This window comes from Streptomyces bambusae, assembly GCF_019400985.1.
In the GTDB taxonomy this organism is placed as follows: domain Bacteria; phylum Actinomycetota; class Actinomycetes; order Streptomycetales; family Streptomycetaceae; genus Streptomyces; species Streptomyces bambusae_A.
The window spans coordinates 1-13,902 of the sequence record NZ_WTFF01000195.1 but is presented as its reverse complement, the minus strand read 5'-3'; the positions used below and the strand labels follow the sequence as shown (position 1 = coordinate 13,902).

The following is a 13,902-nucleotide window of genomic DNA, read 5'->3' as shown; positions in this document are numbered from 1 at the left end:
CGTCGTGCCCGAGCGCGCCGACAGCCCCTGGACCGCGATCCGCCGGCGGGCCGGCCGCACGGCCGCCGTCCGCTACGCCCTCGGCGAGGACGTCTACGGCAAGCCCGTCCCGGCCGCCCTGCTGACCCCGCCCGTCGACCTGGAGAACCGGACCGTCGAGGCCGGCCGCACCTTCACCCACGAAGCGGACTTCACCCTCGCCGAGGACGACGAGTGGACCCTGCTCGTCCACCACGGCGGCAGCCGGCCCGACGTACGCCTCGACGGCGAGGAGCTGTTCCCCCGGCAACCCGGCGCCGCCGAGGAGCACACCGGCGGGTTCCTCGCCACCGCCCCCGACGGGCTCGCCGTCCGCCGCCGCACCCTGACGCTGAAGGCCGGCCGCCACCGGCTCTCCGTCACCGCGCAGGGCGGCGCGCGCGGCCAGCGCTTCAGGCTGCGCCGCACCACCCGGGCGAGCCGGGCCGCGGACCTCGCCGAGGCCGTCAAGGCGGCCAAGGCGGCCCGCAGCGTCGTGCTGTTCGCCTACGAGGACGCCGGCGAGGGCGCCGACCGCACCGGCCTGGCCCTGCCCGGCGGACAGGCGGCGCTGATCGAGGCGGTCACCGCCGCCAACCCGCGCACGACGGTCGTCCTCAACACCCCCGCGGGTGTCACCATGCCGTGGCTGGAGCGGACCGGCGCCGTCCTGCAGATGTACTACCCCGGCCAGGAGGGCGCCGCCGCCACCGCCGACGTCCTGTTCGGCGACGCGGACCCGGGCGGGCGGCTCACCCAGACCTTCCCCGCCGACGAGCACGTCCACCCCGTCGCCGGCGACCCCGCACGCTACCCGGGCGTGGGCGGCCGCCAGGAGTACACCGAGGGCATCCACGTGGGCCACCGCTGGTACGACGCACAGGAGGCGGCCCCGCTGTTCCCCTTCGGGCACGGCCTGTCGTACACCACCTGGCGCTACGAGAAGCTCACCGTACGGCCCGAACGCGGCGGCCTGCGCGTGGAGTTCACCGTACGCAACACCGGTCGCCGCAAGGGCACCGACGTGGCCCAGGTCTACGTCGGCCCCTCCCCGGAGCTGCGCCTGGACCAGCCGGTGCGGGCGCTGGCCGGCTACCGGCGGCTGACCCTCGCGCCGGGCCGGTCGCAGCGGATCACGCTGGACCTGGACGCGCGGGCGCTGTCCTCCTGGGACGCCGAGCAGCACACGTGGGTGGTGGGCAAGGGGCTGCGGGAGGTCTTCGCCGGACGGTCGTCCCGGGACCTGCCGCTGCGGGCCACGGCGCTGGTCAGATGAGGGGCAGTCGGTAGGCTGTGCGGTCGGCGCTTCGCAGGGGAGGCGCGAGGACGGGAGGACGTACCGGTGCACATCCAGGAATGGCTCGAGACCGTGCCGGCGGTGAGTGTGTATCTCCTGGTGGGGGTGGTCATCGGACTGGAGAGCCTCGGCATTCCGCTGCCGGGGGAGATCATCCTGGTCAGCTCGGCCCTGCTCGCCTCGCAGCACGGCGACATCGACCCGCTGGTACTGGGCATCTGCGCGTCCGCCGGCGCGATCGTCGGCGACTCGATCGGCTACGCGATCGGACGCCGGGGCGGCAGGCCGCTGCTGGAGCGGCTCGGCCGGCGCTTCCCGAAGCACTTCGGGGAGCACAACGTGGCGATGGCCGAGCGCTCCTTCGAGAAGTGGGGCATGTGGGCCGTCTTCTTCGGGCGGTTCGTGGCCCTGCTGCGGATCTTCGCCGGGCCGCTCGCGGGCGTGCTGCGCATGCCGTACTGGAAGTTCCTGATCGCCAACGTCTTCGGCGGGATCCTGTGGGCCGGCGGCACCACCGCCGTCATCTACTACGTCGGCATGGTGGCCGAGGCCTGGATCAAGCGGTTCTCGTGGGTGGGCCTGGTCCTGGCGGTGCTGGTCGGCCTGACGTCGATGCTGATCCTGCGCAGCCGCGCGAAGAAGGCCCACGCCGCCGCCGCTGCCACGGCGGCGGCCCCGGTGCCGGCCCGGGGCGAGCCGGCCCCCGCAGCGGCCGCAGCCCGCGACTGACCGGTCCGCCGTACGTGCCTGACCGGTCCGCCGCCCGCGACGGACGTACGTGCCCCCGTCCGCCGCCCGCGACCGACCGGTCCGCCGTACGCCGCGGGGTCAGGCTCCCTCGGCCACCGCGGCTCGGTGCTGCCCGGCCAGCTCGGTGTACATGGCCGCGTTGAGTCGCAGGCCCTCGCGCTCCTCCTCCGTGAGCGGGCGCCTGACCTTGGCGGGGACGCCGGCGACCAGCGAGCCGGGCGGGACCACCATGCCCTGCGGGACCAGGGCCTGGGCTGCGACCAGGGAGCCGGCGCCGATGACCGCGCCGTTCAGGACGGTCGCCCCCATGCCGATCAAGCAGTCGTCCTCGACCGTGCAGCCGTGCACCACCGCGTTGTGGCCGATGGAGACCCGCTCCCCGACGGAGACCGGGAATCCGGGGTCGACGTGCAGCGTGCAGTTGTCCTGGACGTTGCTGTCGGCGCCGAGCGTGATCGGGCCGCAGTCGCCGCGCAGGACGGCCGAGTACCAGACGCTCGCCCCCGCGGCCAGCGTGACGTCGCCGACCACGACGGAGGTGGGCGCGGTGAAGGCCTCCGGGTGGATCTTGGGGCTCTTGCCGCCCACGCCCGCCACGAGTGCCTGGTGCGCCTGGGGCGCCTGGTGCGTCATGGATCTGTTCCTCTTGCTCTCGCCGGTACCGGGTACGCCGGCTGCCGGACGCCGGTTGTGCTGCCGCGCTCCCTGCACCGTAGGGCACGCGCCGCGCGGTACCGCCGATGGGGTGAAGATCACAGGGCTGCGGCACGGACGCCCGGGGCGCGGCGCACTACCGTGGCCGGGTGCCGAAGAACAGAAACACGTTCTCATCCCTGGGGGTCCTGCGCCGCCGGCTCGCCAGCCGCGCCGCCCACGCGGGCTGGCGCTGGATGCAGCAGGCCGGGGCCGTCACCGCGCAGACCCCGGGACGGCTGCGTTTCGGCGCCATCGGCGCCGGCACCCGGCTGGCCTTCCCGCAGGGCACCGTCTTCGGCGAACCCTGGATCCGGCTGGGCGAGTGCTGCATCATCGCCGAGCAGGTCACCCTGACCGCGGGCATGATGCCCGACCTGGACCTCGGCCCGGAGCCGCTGCTGGTCCTCGGCGACGGGGTCGTCCTCGGCCGCGGCAGCCACGTCATCGCCGACACCCGGATCACCATCGCCGACAACGTCTTCTGCGGGCCCGGGGTCTACATCACCTCCACCAACCACAGCTACGACGACCCGCACGAGCCCGTCGGCCGGCAGTGGCCCCGCAGCGCCCCCGTCGAGATCGGCCCGGGCTGCTGGCTCGGCACCGGAGCGGTGGTCCTGCCGGGGGCCCGGCTCGGCCGCAACGTGGTGGTGGCCGCCGGGTCCGTGGTCCGCGGAGAGGTGCCCGACCACGCGGTGGTCGCGGGCGCGCCGGCCCGGATCGTACGGCGCTGGGAGCCGGAGACCGGCTGGCAGCCGCCGCTGCGCACCCCCGCGCCCCAGCCCGTCCCGGAGGGCGTGACCCCCGCCCAGCTGCGCGCGCTGGCCGCGCTGGCGGACGTAGAGCAGACCGCGGAGGCGCCCCGGGGGTAGCCGGCCTCGGCGTACGGGCCCACCCGGCGCCCGGCACCTCAGCGGGTCACAGGGCCGGGATCTCGATGGCGGGGCACCGGTCCATGACCATGTCGAGGCCCGCCGCACGGGTCCGCTCGTACGCCTCGTGGTCGACCACGCCCAGCTGGAACCACACCGCGTCCGCCCCGACCGCCGCCGCCTGGTCGGCGACCGCGCCGGCCAGCTCGCTGTTGACGAACACGTCGACCACGTCCACCTTGAACGGGATCGCCTCCAGCGACGGGTACCCCTGCTCGCCGTGGACCGTCTCCGCCTTCGGGTGCACGGGGACGATCCGCTTGCCGAACCGCTGCAGGACGCGCGCGACCCCGTAGGCGGCCCGGTCCCTGTTGGTGGACAGCCCGACGACCGCCCAGGTGTCGCCGGCCTGCGTGAGGATCCTGCGGATGGTTTCCGGGTCGCCGTACACGGGCGCCGCCTCCTGCTCTTCGCCGGGCCGGGCACGGTGCCCGGTCGCACCCGGAACAACCGGCCGGACGGGTATCCGATTCCCCGTAAGGTGGAGAAGTGAAGGCAGACCAGTACGTGACGGTGGCCCGCGAGGGCGTGCACGAGTCCGAGATCAACCGTTCCCGCTTCATCTGCGCGCTCGCCCCGGCGGCGACCGAGGAGGAGGCCCAGGAATTCGTCGCCCGCATCCGCCGGGAGCACCCCACCGCCACGCACAACTGCTACGCCTACGTCGTCGGCGCCGACGCCTCCGTGCAGAAGGCCAGCGACGACGGGGAGCCGGGCGGCACCGCCGGCGTGCCCATGCTCCAGATGCTGATGCGCCGCGACATCCGCTACGCCGTCGCCGTCGTCACCCGCTACTACGGCGGGGTCAAGCTCGGCGCCGGCGGCCTGATCCGCGCCTACGGCGGCGTGGTCGGCGAGGCCCTGGACGCGCTGGGCACCGTCACCCGGCGCCGCTACCGGCTGGCCACCGTCACCGTCGACCACCAGCGGGCCGGCAAGACCCAGAACGACCTGCGATCCACCGGCCGCACCGTGGTCGACCTGCGCTACGGGGCCGACGTCCAGATCGAGATCGCCCTCCCCGAGGCCGACCTGCCCGGCTTCGAGGCCTGGCTGGCCGACGCCACCGCCGGCACCGCCACCCTGACGCTGGGCGGGGAGACGTACGCGCCCTGAGACACTGGGACGTCGATCGAACGGGTCGCCGGGGCGGCCTCGCAGGACGGCGTCCAGGAAGGCGAGGGCGGCTCCGGTGACGAGAAGGCGAGGGTGGCTCCGGTGACGAGAAGGCGAGGGTGGCTCCGGTGACGAGAAGGCGAGGGTGGCTCCGGTGACGACGCGCGGGCTCTCGGTGCGGCCGGCCGCCCAGGGAGTGGCCGGCCACCGCGGCGCGTCCGGTGTCCAGGCGTCCGGTCAGCGGGTCCGCGGTCTCGCCCCGGTCGCCCGGTCCTCAGCCGGTGAACCCCGGGACCACCAGACCTGATTCGTACGCGATCACCACCGCGTGGGTCCGGTTCTGCGCACCGAGCTTGGTCAGCACGTTCCCGACGTGCGTCTTCACCGTCTCCAGGCTCACCAGGAGCGACTGCGCGATCTCCGGGTTGGACAGGCCGGTGGCCATCAGCCGCAGCACCTCCTCCTCCCGCTCCGTCAGCGCCGCCTTCGGCAACGCCTCGGCGGAGCCCAGCGGGCGGGCGGCGACCATCCGGCGCAGGGCCGCCGGGAAGAGGATCGCCTCCCCCTCCGCCACCACGCGTACCGCCTCGGCGATCTGCCGGACCGGAAGCCGCTTGAGGACGAACCCGCTGGCCCCCGCGCCGAGCGCCGCGGTGACGTAGCCGTCGTTCTCGAAGGTGGTGATCACCACGACCTTCGGCGGTTCGGCCGGTTCGGCAAGGAGTTGCCGGGTGGCCTCGATCCCGTTGCGACGCGGCATCCGCACGTCCATCAGGACCACGTCCGGCCGCAGTCGCCGCACCTGCTCGACCGCCTCGACGCCGTCGGAGGCCTCCCCGACCACCGCGATCCCCGGCTGCGCCGCGAGCAATGTACGCAGACCGCTGCGGGTCACCTCGTCGTCGTCCGCGATCAAGAGTGTGACGGGGGTATCGGCAGGGCCGGTGGTGGCAGGGCGGGAGCCGGCGCCCGTCATGACGGCTGAGTTCGCGTCAGAGCCGATCATGCCGACGCCCGTACCGGCAGCCGGACCGCCAGCCGCCAGTGCCGCGGCCCATCCGGGCCGGCCTCGATCCCACCGTGCAGCAGCCGTACGCGCTCGGCCAGCCCAGGCAGGCCGTGCCCGGACATCCGGAAGGCACCTGTGCCCGTACGCGTGCCCGCGCCCGCCTCATTGACCACACCGAGCTCCAGCCGGTCCGGCGTGACCGCCACCCGGACCCCGATCGGACCGCCCGTCCCGTGCCGCAACGCGTTCGTCAGCCCTTCCTGCAGAATTCGGTACGCGGCCCGGGAGAGCGTCCCCTGCACCTGCGCCAACTCGCCCGACAGCTCCACCTCCAGCACCGCGCCCGCGTGCCGCAACCGGCCGAGCAGCTCGGGCAGGTCGGCCAGGGTCCGGGTCGGTGCCGTCTCCGCCTTCTCCTCGCGCAGTACGCCCAGTACGTAGTCCAGGTCCTCCAGCGCGGCCCTGGCCGACTCCTCGATGCTGCGCAGCGCGGCCCGCGCCGCCCCCGGGTCGGCCGAGAGCACCTCGCCCGCCACCGCCGCCTGGATCGTGGTCGCGGTCAGCGTGTGTCCGATCGAGTCGTGCAGTTCGTGGGCCAGCCTGTTGCGCTCGGCCAGCCGCTGCTCCCGCTCAGCGATCAGCGCGAGCTGCTCGGCCGACGAAGGCCCCAAGAGCCTCGGCGCCAGCCACCGCAGCGCGCTCGTCACCACCACGCACACGACCGCCGCCAGCAGCAGGCAGCCGAGCGCCACCACCCAGCTCTGCCATCCGCCGTCGGACCGCAACGACCGGCCGAACAGACTCAGCCCCGCTTCGGCACCGAGCCAACCCCCGGGCAGGGCAATCCCCATGAGGATCAGCACACCGCTCGCCAGCGTCCCCGTCCACCCCAGCGCTACGTGCAGCAGCAGCCAGAGGGGAGTCCGCCAAAGGTCGGCACCGGACGGCACGGCAGAGGCCGGCGTGGGAGGAGTCGACCGGATGCCGGGGGAGCCCGCGGGCCGACGTGAGATCACCGGGGCCGACAACGGCACCCTCAGAAGCCGGCGGGCGAACGCGATCAGTGCCCGCCGCGTGGCGCGTGCCAGCCCGACCGAGCCGATCAGTGCCGCCCAGACCAGGAGGACCAGGACGGCCTGCACTCCGTACGGAGCGGACGGCCACGCCAGTGTCGGCAGCAGTGCGAAAGGCAGCAGTGAAAGGCTCGCCAACGCGCCGCAATAGGCGAACAGCATGCCCGAATAGGTGGAGCCGCGCAGCAGCGGCCGGAGTCCCCTGATCATGATCGCCCCAGTATGACCGGGCAGCTCACCGATGGCCTCCCCCGATCGAGGGAGCACGTTCTCCCGCCTTCCCGCGATGCACATCCGCGACCCCGGAAGCCAGGATCGTGCCCTGCACAGTTGACCGGAGGACGTCTGATGAACACGCAAGGAACAGAGATGTCGCCCCTTCGCACGGCATCGACTTGGTCCGCTGAGGCGGACCCGCATTCCCCCGCCCCTCAGGGCCGCGGCCACGGCATACGGCCTACGGGCGGCAACAACGGCCCGGCCAGGGCCGCCATGATGCTGGGCGTCATCGGCTTGAGCACGTCGATCGTCTTCATCGGCGGCCTGCTCGGATGCATCGGCCTGATCCTGGGCATCGTCGCCCTGACGACGGCCGAGCGGACCGGAATCGGCCGGGGCAAGGCCCTCACCGGCGTGGTGACGTCGGCCATCGCGATCGTGGTGTCCGTCCTGGTCGCCGTCTTCTTCGTCTGGTACGCCAACAAGACGCAGGAGTGCTACCGGCCCGACAGTTTCCAGCAGTACACGCAGTGCGTCCACCAGCAGTTCACCGGGAATTGACCGGCGATGGGCGACTTCAGGCCCTCAAAGATCTGACAGTGCGGCCGATCCCACACGGTACGGGCAGGCCATGCACCGGGCCCTGCACGGCTCCCCCCAGCGTTGATCCAGTCATCGAGGCCCGACACTGCTCTGGAGGAACCCCATGTGTTCACGTCTTGCCGTCACCGCCCTGGCCCTGGCCACCGCTGCCACGGTCAGTGCGGCGGTGCCCGCCACCGCCGCCGGACCCGACGCCGTGCAGCGAGCCCTGGACGCGACGGTGCACCCCGATCGCGTGCCCGGTGCGTCGGCCACGGTGAAGGCCCCCGGCGAGAAGCCCCGTACCTACACCGCGGGCGTCGCCGAACGGGTCACCGGTGCGAAGATGCCCCGGGACGGCCAGGTGCGGATCGGCAGTACCACCAAGACGTTCACCGCGGTAGTCGCACTGCAACTGGTCGGCGAGGGCAAGATCAACCTCGATGACCCGGTCGAGAAACACCTGCCGAATCTCGTGCGCGGGAAGGGAATCGACGGGCACGGCATCACGGTGCGTCAGCTCCTGCAGCACACCAGTGGACTTCCCGACTACGAGGACGACGTCACCGACGACATCGTCGAGCGCCGCTACCTCTCCCCCCGCGACGCCCTGGACATCGCGCTGCGGCACGAAGCCGTCTTCGCCCCCGGGGAGAAGGACAAGTGGGGCAAGGCCAAGTGGGGATACAGCAACACCAACTACCTGGTGACCGGGCTGATCGTGGAGAAGGTCACCGGACGGCCCTTCCCCGAAGAGGTCGACAAGCGCGTGATCCGGAAGATCGGGCTGCGCCACACCTACTTTCCCGACCCCGGCGAGACGACCATCCGCGAACGCCACCCCCAGGGCTACCGCCAGGACCGGGCAGACGCCCCGCTGCGCGACGTCACCCAGGTCGATCCCTCCGCGAGCTGGTCGGCGGGCGCGATGGTATCCACCGATTCCGACCTCACCCGGTTCTTCTCCGAGCTCATGAAGGAAGGCCACCTGCTTGACAAGCCCCAGCTCGACCAGATGCGTGCCACCGTTGAAACACCGAAGCCCGGCGTCGAATACGGCCTGGGAATCATGAGAACGCGGCTGTCGTGCGGCCGCGTCGTCTGGGGCCACAACGGCGCCATCCCCGGCTACGGGACCTGGGCCGGCGCCACCCGGAAGGGCGACCGCGCCGCCAGCGTCACGATGACCGCCGAACCGAAGAGCTACGAAGCCGCTGAGGCCATGGAGGGCGTCCTGGACAAGGCCCTCTGCCGCTGAGCACCCGGCGGCGGTCAGCTGCGACACGCACGGCCAAGGTCATGCGGGGGTGCACCCGTTTCGTCGTACGCCCCGACGGCTACCTCGCGGCCCGCTTCCCCACGGCCGACACCGGGGCCGCCGTATCCGGCCATCTCGTGGCTCTGTCCCGCTGAGGCAGGGGGAGAGCGGGTGCGGCCCGGTGAGGAGCATCGCGGACGGGACCCTAAGATCCAGCCATGCCACTGCCCTACTCGAGCAGGCCTTCCGCCGATGCCATACTCGCCGCCGTACCAGCCCTCGCCCCCTACGCGCGGCCGGCGGTCGTCCTGTATCCGACGCAGGGAGAGCCGGGCCTCAATGACAGCTCCATCGCCGGCCCCCTGCTCTGGCCCGTGGACGAGCCGTGGCCGCACTGCTCCGTACCCGATGAACTGGAGCAGTCCGGGCTGCCGCCCGTGGCGATGGTGCCGGTGGCACAGGTCTTCCGACGGGACGCGCCGGGAGAGTGGTGGCCGGAGGACGCCGACGTGTTCCAGCTCCTGTGGTGCCCGAACACACACTGGGACCCGCCGGTTCCGCAGGCGGACGTCAGTCCGGTCGTGGAGATCCGGTGGCGACGGGCTGCCGACCTGCCACAGGTTCCCTGCTCGGCTCCGGTACCCGTGCGGCAGGAGGAAGAGGACTACGGCTTCTCGCCCCGACCGTGCACGATGACACCGGTACCGCTCACGGACTTTCCCTACCCGCAGGAGCTACCGGACGACGTCAGGGAGAGCGTGGAACGGTTGGTGAAGGAGACCGGTGGTGAGGAAGGCGGTGACATCATCACGCGTGTCGCCGGATGCAAGTTCGGTGGCTGGCCCACCTGGCACCTCAGCCACCCCTGGGACGTACGCTGCCGCGAATGTGACGCTTCGATGAGGCTCCTGTTCACCGTCGCCAGCGACCGCACCACGCGCATCACGGTGGGCAGGTGGGGAGACCTGCGCGTGTTCAGCTGCCCTGTGGACATGCGACACGGATACGAGTTCGACGTTCACTGATCGAGTCCGGGCCGGAACCCGTAGACGTACAGCCCGCGTTCGCCGCCGGTGGCGATTGCGCGGCCGTCGGGGGACCAGGCGCATGCGAACAAGGCCCCCTCGGTCCGCATGGCCGCCGCTGCCTGGCCCGAACGCCGGGCCCACACGCGCAAGGCGGCGTCCTCGCCCGCCGAGGCGGTCCAGGTTCCGTCGGGGGCGACGGTCAAGGCCTTCACCCCGGCGGTGTGTCCGCGCAGCGTTGCACGCAGGCTCGGCGGGCACAGGACGTGAGGCGGTCGGCGAGCGCGATGACGAGGTCGCGGAGTTCATCGGGGCGCTCGATGACGAACGGCCGGTCGAGTGAAGCGAGTACCGGGGGCAGCCAGTCGAGCCGCTCCGCCCGCAGCTCGACGCGCAGCCAGCGCTCGGCCGCCGGGTCCTGGCCGGCCGCGGGCTCGTGCTCCTCCAGGCTCGCGACGCTGACGGGAAGGTGGGCGCGGATCTGATCGACTGTCCCGTGGATCCGCAAGGTCACCTCATGCTGGTACTCGGCCGTGGCGAACCCTGACAGCACGCGCTGTTCCGGACCGGGACCCACTGGCGCTTCGAATGAGCCGGGCAGGGTCCGCGCGTCTGCGATGCGATCGAGCCGGAAGGTTCGGTCCTCGCCGATCCGGGCGTCCTTGCCCGTGACGTACCACCGGCCCGCATGGGCGACGATCCCGTACGCGTGCAGCGTGCGTTCGCTGCGCCGTCCGTCACGGTCGGTGTAGCGGACCGAGACGGGTCGGCGGTGACGCACCGCGTCGGCGATCGTGAGCAGGACCCCAGCGTCCGGGGTGTCGAACTCGCCGGGCTGATCCGTGAAGGCGAGAGCTGCCAGGAGCGTGTCGAGCCGACGGGCGATGTGCTTGGGCAGCACCCGCCGGATCTTCGCCGACGCCGTCTCGCTTGCCGTGTGCTGCGTCGTCGTCAGCCCTGCTCGGCGGCCGGCGACCAGGCCGAGCAGCACGGCCAGCGCCTCGTCGTCGCTGAGCATGAGCGGAGGCAAGCGGTACCCGGGGGCGAGCCGGTACCCGCCGTAGCGGCCGCGCACCGATTCCACGGGCACGTCCAGGTCGATCAGCTGGTCCACATACCGCCGCACGGTGCGCCCTTCGACGCCGAGCCGGTCGGCGAGTTCGGCCACCGTCCGGGTGCCGCCCGACTGCAGCAGCTCCAGCAGTGTCAGCACGCGGGCGGTGGGTCGGGGCATGTGCACAACCTACCGCGAATACAGGACCGATTCTGTCCACTATTTCTCCTAGCCTGCGACGTGCACGCTTCCAGCACAGCCAAGGAGATCCCCATGGACTTCGTCTCGATCCGCATCATCACCAGCGACGTGGCGCGCCTCGTCGAGTTCTACGAGCGAGCCACAGGGGCGCGGGCAGTGTGGGCCACCGAGGACTTCGCCGAACTGAAGACCGCGGGCGCCACCCTCGCGATCGCCGGCACCCGCACCGTCCCGCTGTTCGCCCCGGACTCTGCCCGCCCGGCGGACAATCACAGCGTGATCACCGAGTTCCTCGTCGACGACGTGGACCGCGTTCACCAGAACCTGACCGGCTTCGTCACCGACTTCGTCAACGAGCCCACCACGATGCCCTGGGGCAACAGGTCGCTGCTGTTCCGCGACCCCGACGGCAACCTCGTCAACTTCTTCACCCCCGTCACCCCGGCGGCCATCGAAAAGTTCGCACGCTGACGCCACGCACAGCCGCTCACGCGGGAGCCCTGAGATCCCAGGGCTCCCGGTGAACGCGGCCGCCGAGTCCAGGAGCGCCACCAGCAGGGGACATCGGAAGAATTATGTCAACCAATTTCATTATGGACATTTGTGGCAATTTGCCGTTCAGGGGGTGGGTGGCCAGCCGTGACCCGTGGTGGATCGGCGACGTATAGGCGTTAGCGTGGTGGTTGCCAACCGGGAGCCCGTGCTGGTTGGTGCTGGTTCTTGGGATCCGTCAGGAGGAAACGTGCAGGTCAGGGCGATTTCATGAAATTGCTGCACACCTCCGACTGGCACCTCGGCCGGGCCTTCCACCGGGTCAGCCTGCTCGGGGCCCAGGCCGCCTTCGTCGACCACCTCGTGGCCGCCGTCGCCGAGCACGAGGTGGACGCCGTCCTCGTGGCCGGCGACGTCTACGACCGGGCCGTGCCGCCGCTGCCCGCCGTCGAGCTGTTCGACCGGGCCCTGCACCGGCTGGCCGACCTCGGCGTGCCCACCGTCATGATCTCCGGCAACCACGACTCGGCCCGCCGGCTCGGGGTCGGCGCCGGACTGATCGGCCGGGCCGGCATCCACCTGCGCACCGACCCGGCGGGCTGCGCCGAGCCGGTGGTCCTGGCCGACGCGCACGGGGACGTGGCCCTGTACGGGCTGCCGTACCTGGAGCCGGCACTGGTCAAGGACGAGTTCGCCGCCGACCGGGTCAGCCACGAGGCCGTGCTCGGCGCCGCCATGGACCGGGTCCGCGCCGACCTCGCAGGCCGCCCGGCCGGCACCCGCTCCGTCGTCCTCGCGCACGCCTTCGTGACCGGCGCCACGCCCAGCGACAGCGAGCGCGACATCACCGTCGGCGGCGTCGAGGCCGTCCCCGCGGCCGTCTTCGACGGGGTCGACTACGTGGCCCTCGGCCACCTCCACGGCTGCCAGACCATCGGCGAGCGGATCCGCTACTCCGGCTCCCCGCTCGCCTACTCCTTCTCCGAGGCCGACCACCGCAAGTCGATGTGGCTGATCGACCTCGGGCCGGCCGGCGAACTCGGCGCCGAGCGGATCGACACCCCCGTGCCGCGGCCGCTGGCCCGGATCCGCGGCCGGATCGACGACCTCCTCGCCGATCCCGCCCTCGCCGTCCACGAGCAGGCCTGGGTCGAGGCCACCCTCACCGACCCGGTCCGCCCGGACGACCCGATGGCCCGCGTCGCGGCCCGGTTCCCGCACACCCTCAGCCTCGCCTTCGACCCCGAGGACCGGGACGAGGCGGGCCAGGCCTCGTACGCGCAGCGGCTGCGGGGCCGCAGCGACCAGGAGATCGCCGAGGACTTCGTCGCCCACGTCCGCGGCGGCGCCGCCGACGAGGCCGAGCGGGCCCTGCTGCGGGCCGCCTTCGACGACGTACGCGCCGACGACACCCGCCAGGAGAGGGCCCGATGAGGCTGCACCGGCTCAAGGTCACCGCGTTCGGGCCGTTCGCCGAAGCCCAGGAGATCGACTTCGACGCCCTGTCCGGCGCCGGGATCTTCCTGCTGCACGGCCCCACCGGCGCGGGCAAGACCTCCGTGCTCGACGCCGTCTGCTACGCCCTGTACGGCTCGGTGCCCGGACCGCGCCAGTCGCCCGGCGCCAGCCTGCGCAGCGACCACGCCGACCCCGGCACCCCGACCGAGGTCTCCCTCGAACTCACCGTCGGCGGCCGCCGCCTGGAGCTGACCCGCCGCCCCGAACAGGACCGCCCGAAGAAGCGCGGCACCGGCACCACCCGCGACAAGGCCCAGAGCTGGCTGCGCGAGCACACGGGCGAGGGCGGCTGGCAGGCGCTCTCCCGCTCCCACCAGGAGATCGGCGAGGAGGTCGAACAGCTCCTCGGGATGAGCCGGGAGCAGTTCTGCCAGGTCGTACTGCTGCCCCAGGGCGAGTTCGCCCGCTTCCTGCGCGCCGACGCCGAGGCCCGCGGCCGGCTGCTCGGCCGGCTCTTCGACACCCGGCGCTTCGCCGCCGTCGAGTCCCTGCTCGCCGAGCGGCGCCGCACCGCCGAGGCCAAGGTGCGCGCCGGCGACGAGAAGGTGCTGGGCACCGCCCAGCGGCTCGCCCAGGCCGCCGGCGACGGCGCCGACCTGCGGGCCTGGCCGATGCCCCGGCACCAGCCCGGCGACCCCGGGCTCGCCGAGGCGGTACGGGCC

The 13,902-nt window shown here is 72.5% G+C and carries 16 protein-coding genes; 10 read left to right on the top strand and 6 right to left on the bottom strand.

What is annotated here, in order from left to right; all coding sequences use genetic code 11:
• On the top strand, positions 1-1,294 hold a 1,294-nt coding region (locus GPJ59_RS23920; RefSeq protein WP_219669637.1), incomplete at its 5' end, for a glycoside hydrolase family 3 C-terminal domain-containing protein.
• A gap of 66 nt (positions 1,295-1,360) precedes the next feature.
• A complete protein-coding gene (locus tag GPJ59_RS23915) occupies positions 1,361-2,044 on the top strand; it encodes a DedA family protein (protein ID WP_219669630.1) in 684 nt (227 codons plus the stop codon).
• A gap of 99 nt (positions 2,045-2,143) precedes the next feature.
• Here the strand turns inward: GPJ59_RS23915 and GPJ59_RS23910 are convergent, their stop codons facing one another.
• Positions 2,144-2,698 carry a gamma carbonic anhydrase family protein gene (locus GPJ59_RS23910; protein ID WP_219669629.1) on the bottom strand — a complete coding sequence of 185 codons (555 nt, stop codon included), beginning with the start codon at positions 2,696-2,698 and terminating at the stop codon, positions 2,144-2,146.
• A gap of 170 nt (positions 2,699-2,868) precedes the next feature.
• Between GPJ59_RS23910 and GPJ59_RS23905 the strand changes: the two genes are divergently transcribed.
• The gene (locus tag GPJ59_RS23905) at positions 2,869-3,633 is read left to right on the top strand and encodes an acyltransferase (RefSeq protein ID WP_219669627.1); all 765 of its coding nucleotides are present in this window, start codon (positions 2,869-2,871) and stop codon (positions 3,631-3,633) included.
• Positions 3,634-3,679: 46 nt separating this feature from the next.
• Here GPJ59_RS23905 and GPJ59_RS23900 read toward each other — a convergent pair whose 3' ends face one another.
• Positions 3,680-4,084 (bottom strand): CoA-binding protein, encoded by a 405-nt coding sequence (locus GPJ59_RS23900; RefSeq protein ID WP_219669624.1) that lies wholly within the window; start codon positions 4,082-4,084, stop codon positions 3,680-3,682.
• A gap of 98 nt (positions 4,085-4,182) precedes the next feature.
• Here GPJ59_RS23900 and GPJ59_RS23895 point away from each other — a divergent pair, with 98 nt between their 5' ends.
• Entirely contained in the window at positions 4,183-4,809 is a 627-nt protein-coding gene (locus tag GPJ59_RS23895) for a YigZ family protein (RefSeq protein WP_219669622.1), read from the top strand.
• 274 nt (positions 4,810-5,083) lie between these two features.
• Here the strand turns inward: GPJ59_RS23895 and GPJ59_RS23890 are convergent, their stop codons facing one another.
• Together GPJ59_RS23890 and GPJ59_RS23885 are read right to left on the bottom strand one after the other, a co-directional pair.
• A complete protein-coding gene (locus GPJ59_RS23890; RefSeq protein WP_219669643.1) occupies positions 5,084-5,785 on the bottom strand; it encodes a response regulator transcription factor in 702 nt (233 codons plus the stop codon).
• 26 nt (positions 5,786-5,811) lie between these two features.
• Entirely contained in the window at positions 5,812-7,101 is a 1,290-nt protein-coding gene (locus GPJ59_RS23885; RefSeq protein WP_219669620.1) for a sensor histidine kinase, read from the bottom strand.
• A gap of 159 nt (positions 7,102-7,260) precedes the next feature.
• Between GPJ59_RS23885 and GPJ59_RS23880 the strand changes: the two genes are divergently transcribed.
• The 3 genes from GPJ59_RS23880 (at position 7,261) to GPJ59_RS23870 (ending at position 9,975) form a co-directional block, all read left to right on the top strand.
• Positions 7,261-7,671, top strand: coding sequence for a DUF4190 domain-containing protein (locus GPJ59_RS23880; RefSeq protein ID WP_258024824.1), 411 nt, complete (start codon positions 7,261-7,263; stop codon positions 7,669-7,671).
• 145 nt (positions 7,672-7,816) lie between these two features.
• On the top strand, positions 7,817-8,950 hold the full coding sequence (locus tag GPJ59_RS23875) for a serine hydrolase domain-containing protein (protein ID WP_219669618.1): 1,134 nt from the start codon (positions 7,817-7,819) through the stop codon (positions 8,948-8,950).
• A 218-nt stretch (positions 8,951-9,168) separates the two neighbouring features.
• Positions 9,169-9,975 (top strand): hypothetical protein, encoded by an 807-nt coding sequence (locus tag GPJ59_RS23870; protein ID WP_258024823.1) that lies wholly within the window; start codon positions 9,169-9,171, stop codon positions 9,973-9,975.
• On the opposite strand, the gene GPJ59_RS23865 is transcribed toward GPJ59_RS23870, so the two are convergent.
• Positions 9,969-10,190, bottom strand: coding sequence for a hypothetical protein (locus GPJ59_RS23865; RefSeq protein WP_219669617.1), 222 nt, complete (start codon positions 10,188-10,190; stop codon positions 9,969-9,971). The genes GPJ59_RS23870 and GPJ59_RS23865 overlap by 7 nt on opposite strands.
• Entirely contained in the window at positions 10,187-11,209 is a 1,023-nt protein-coding gene (locus tag GPJ59_RS23860; protein WP_219669616.1) for a helix-turn-helix transcriptional regulator, read from the bottom strand. The genes GPJ59_RS23865 and GPJ59_RS23860 overlap by 4 nt, the downstream gene beginning before the upstream one ends.
• A 93-nt stretch (positions 11,210-11,302) precedes the next feature.
• Here GPJ59_RS23860 and GPJ59_RS23855 point away from each other — a divergent pair, with 93 nt between their 5' ends.
• The 3 genes from GPJ59_RS23855 to GPJ59_RS23845 form a co-directional block, all read left to right on the top strand.
• A complete protein-coding gene (locus GPJ59_RS23855; RefSeq protein WP_219669615.1) occupies positions 11,303-11,701 on the top strand; it encodes a VOC family protein in 399 nt (132 codons plus the stop codon).
• 291 nt (positions 11,702-11,992) lie between these two features.
• Positions 11,993-13,156: an exonuclease SbcCD subunit D gene (locus tag GPJ59_RS23850; protein ID WP_219669614.1), complete on the top strand. Its 1,164-nt coding sequence runs from the start codon at positions 11,993-11,995 to the stop codon at positions 13,154-13,156.
• A partial coding sequence (locus GPJ59_RS23845) for an AAA family ATPase (protein ID WP_219669613.1) occupies positions 13,153-13,902 on the top strand: 750 nt, incomplete at its 3' end. The genes GPJ59_RS23850 and GPJ59_RS23845, both read left to right, overlap by 4 nt.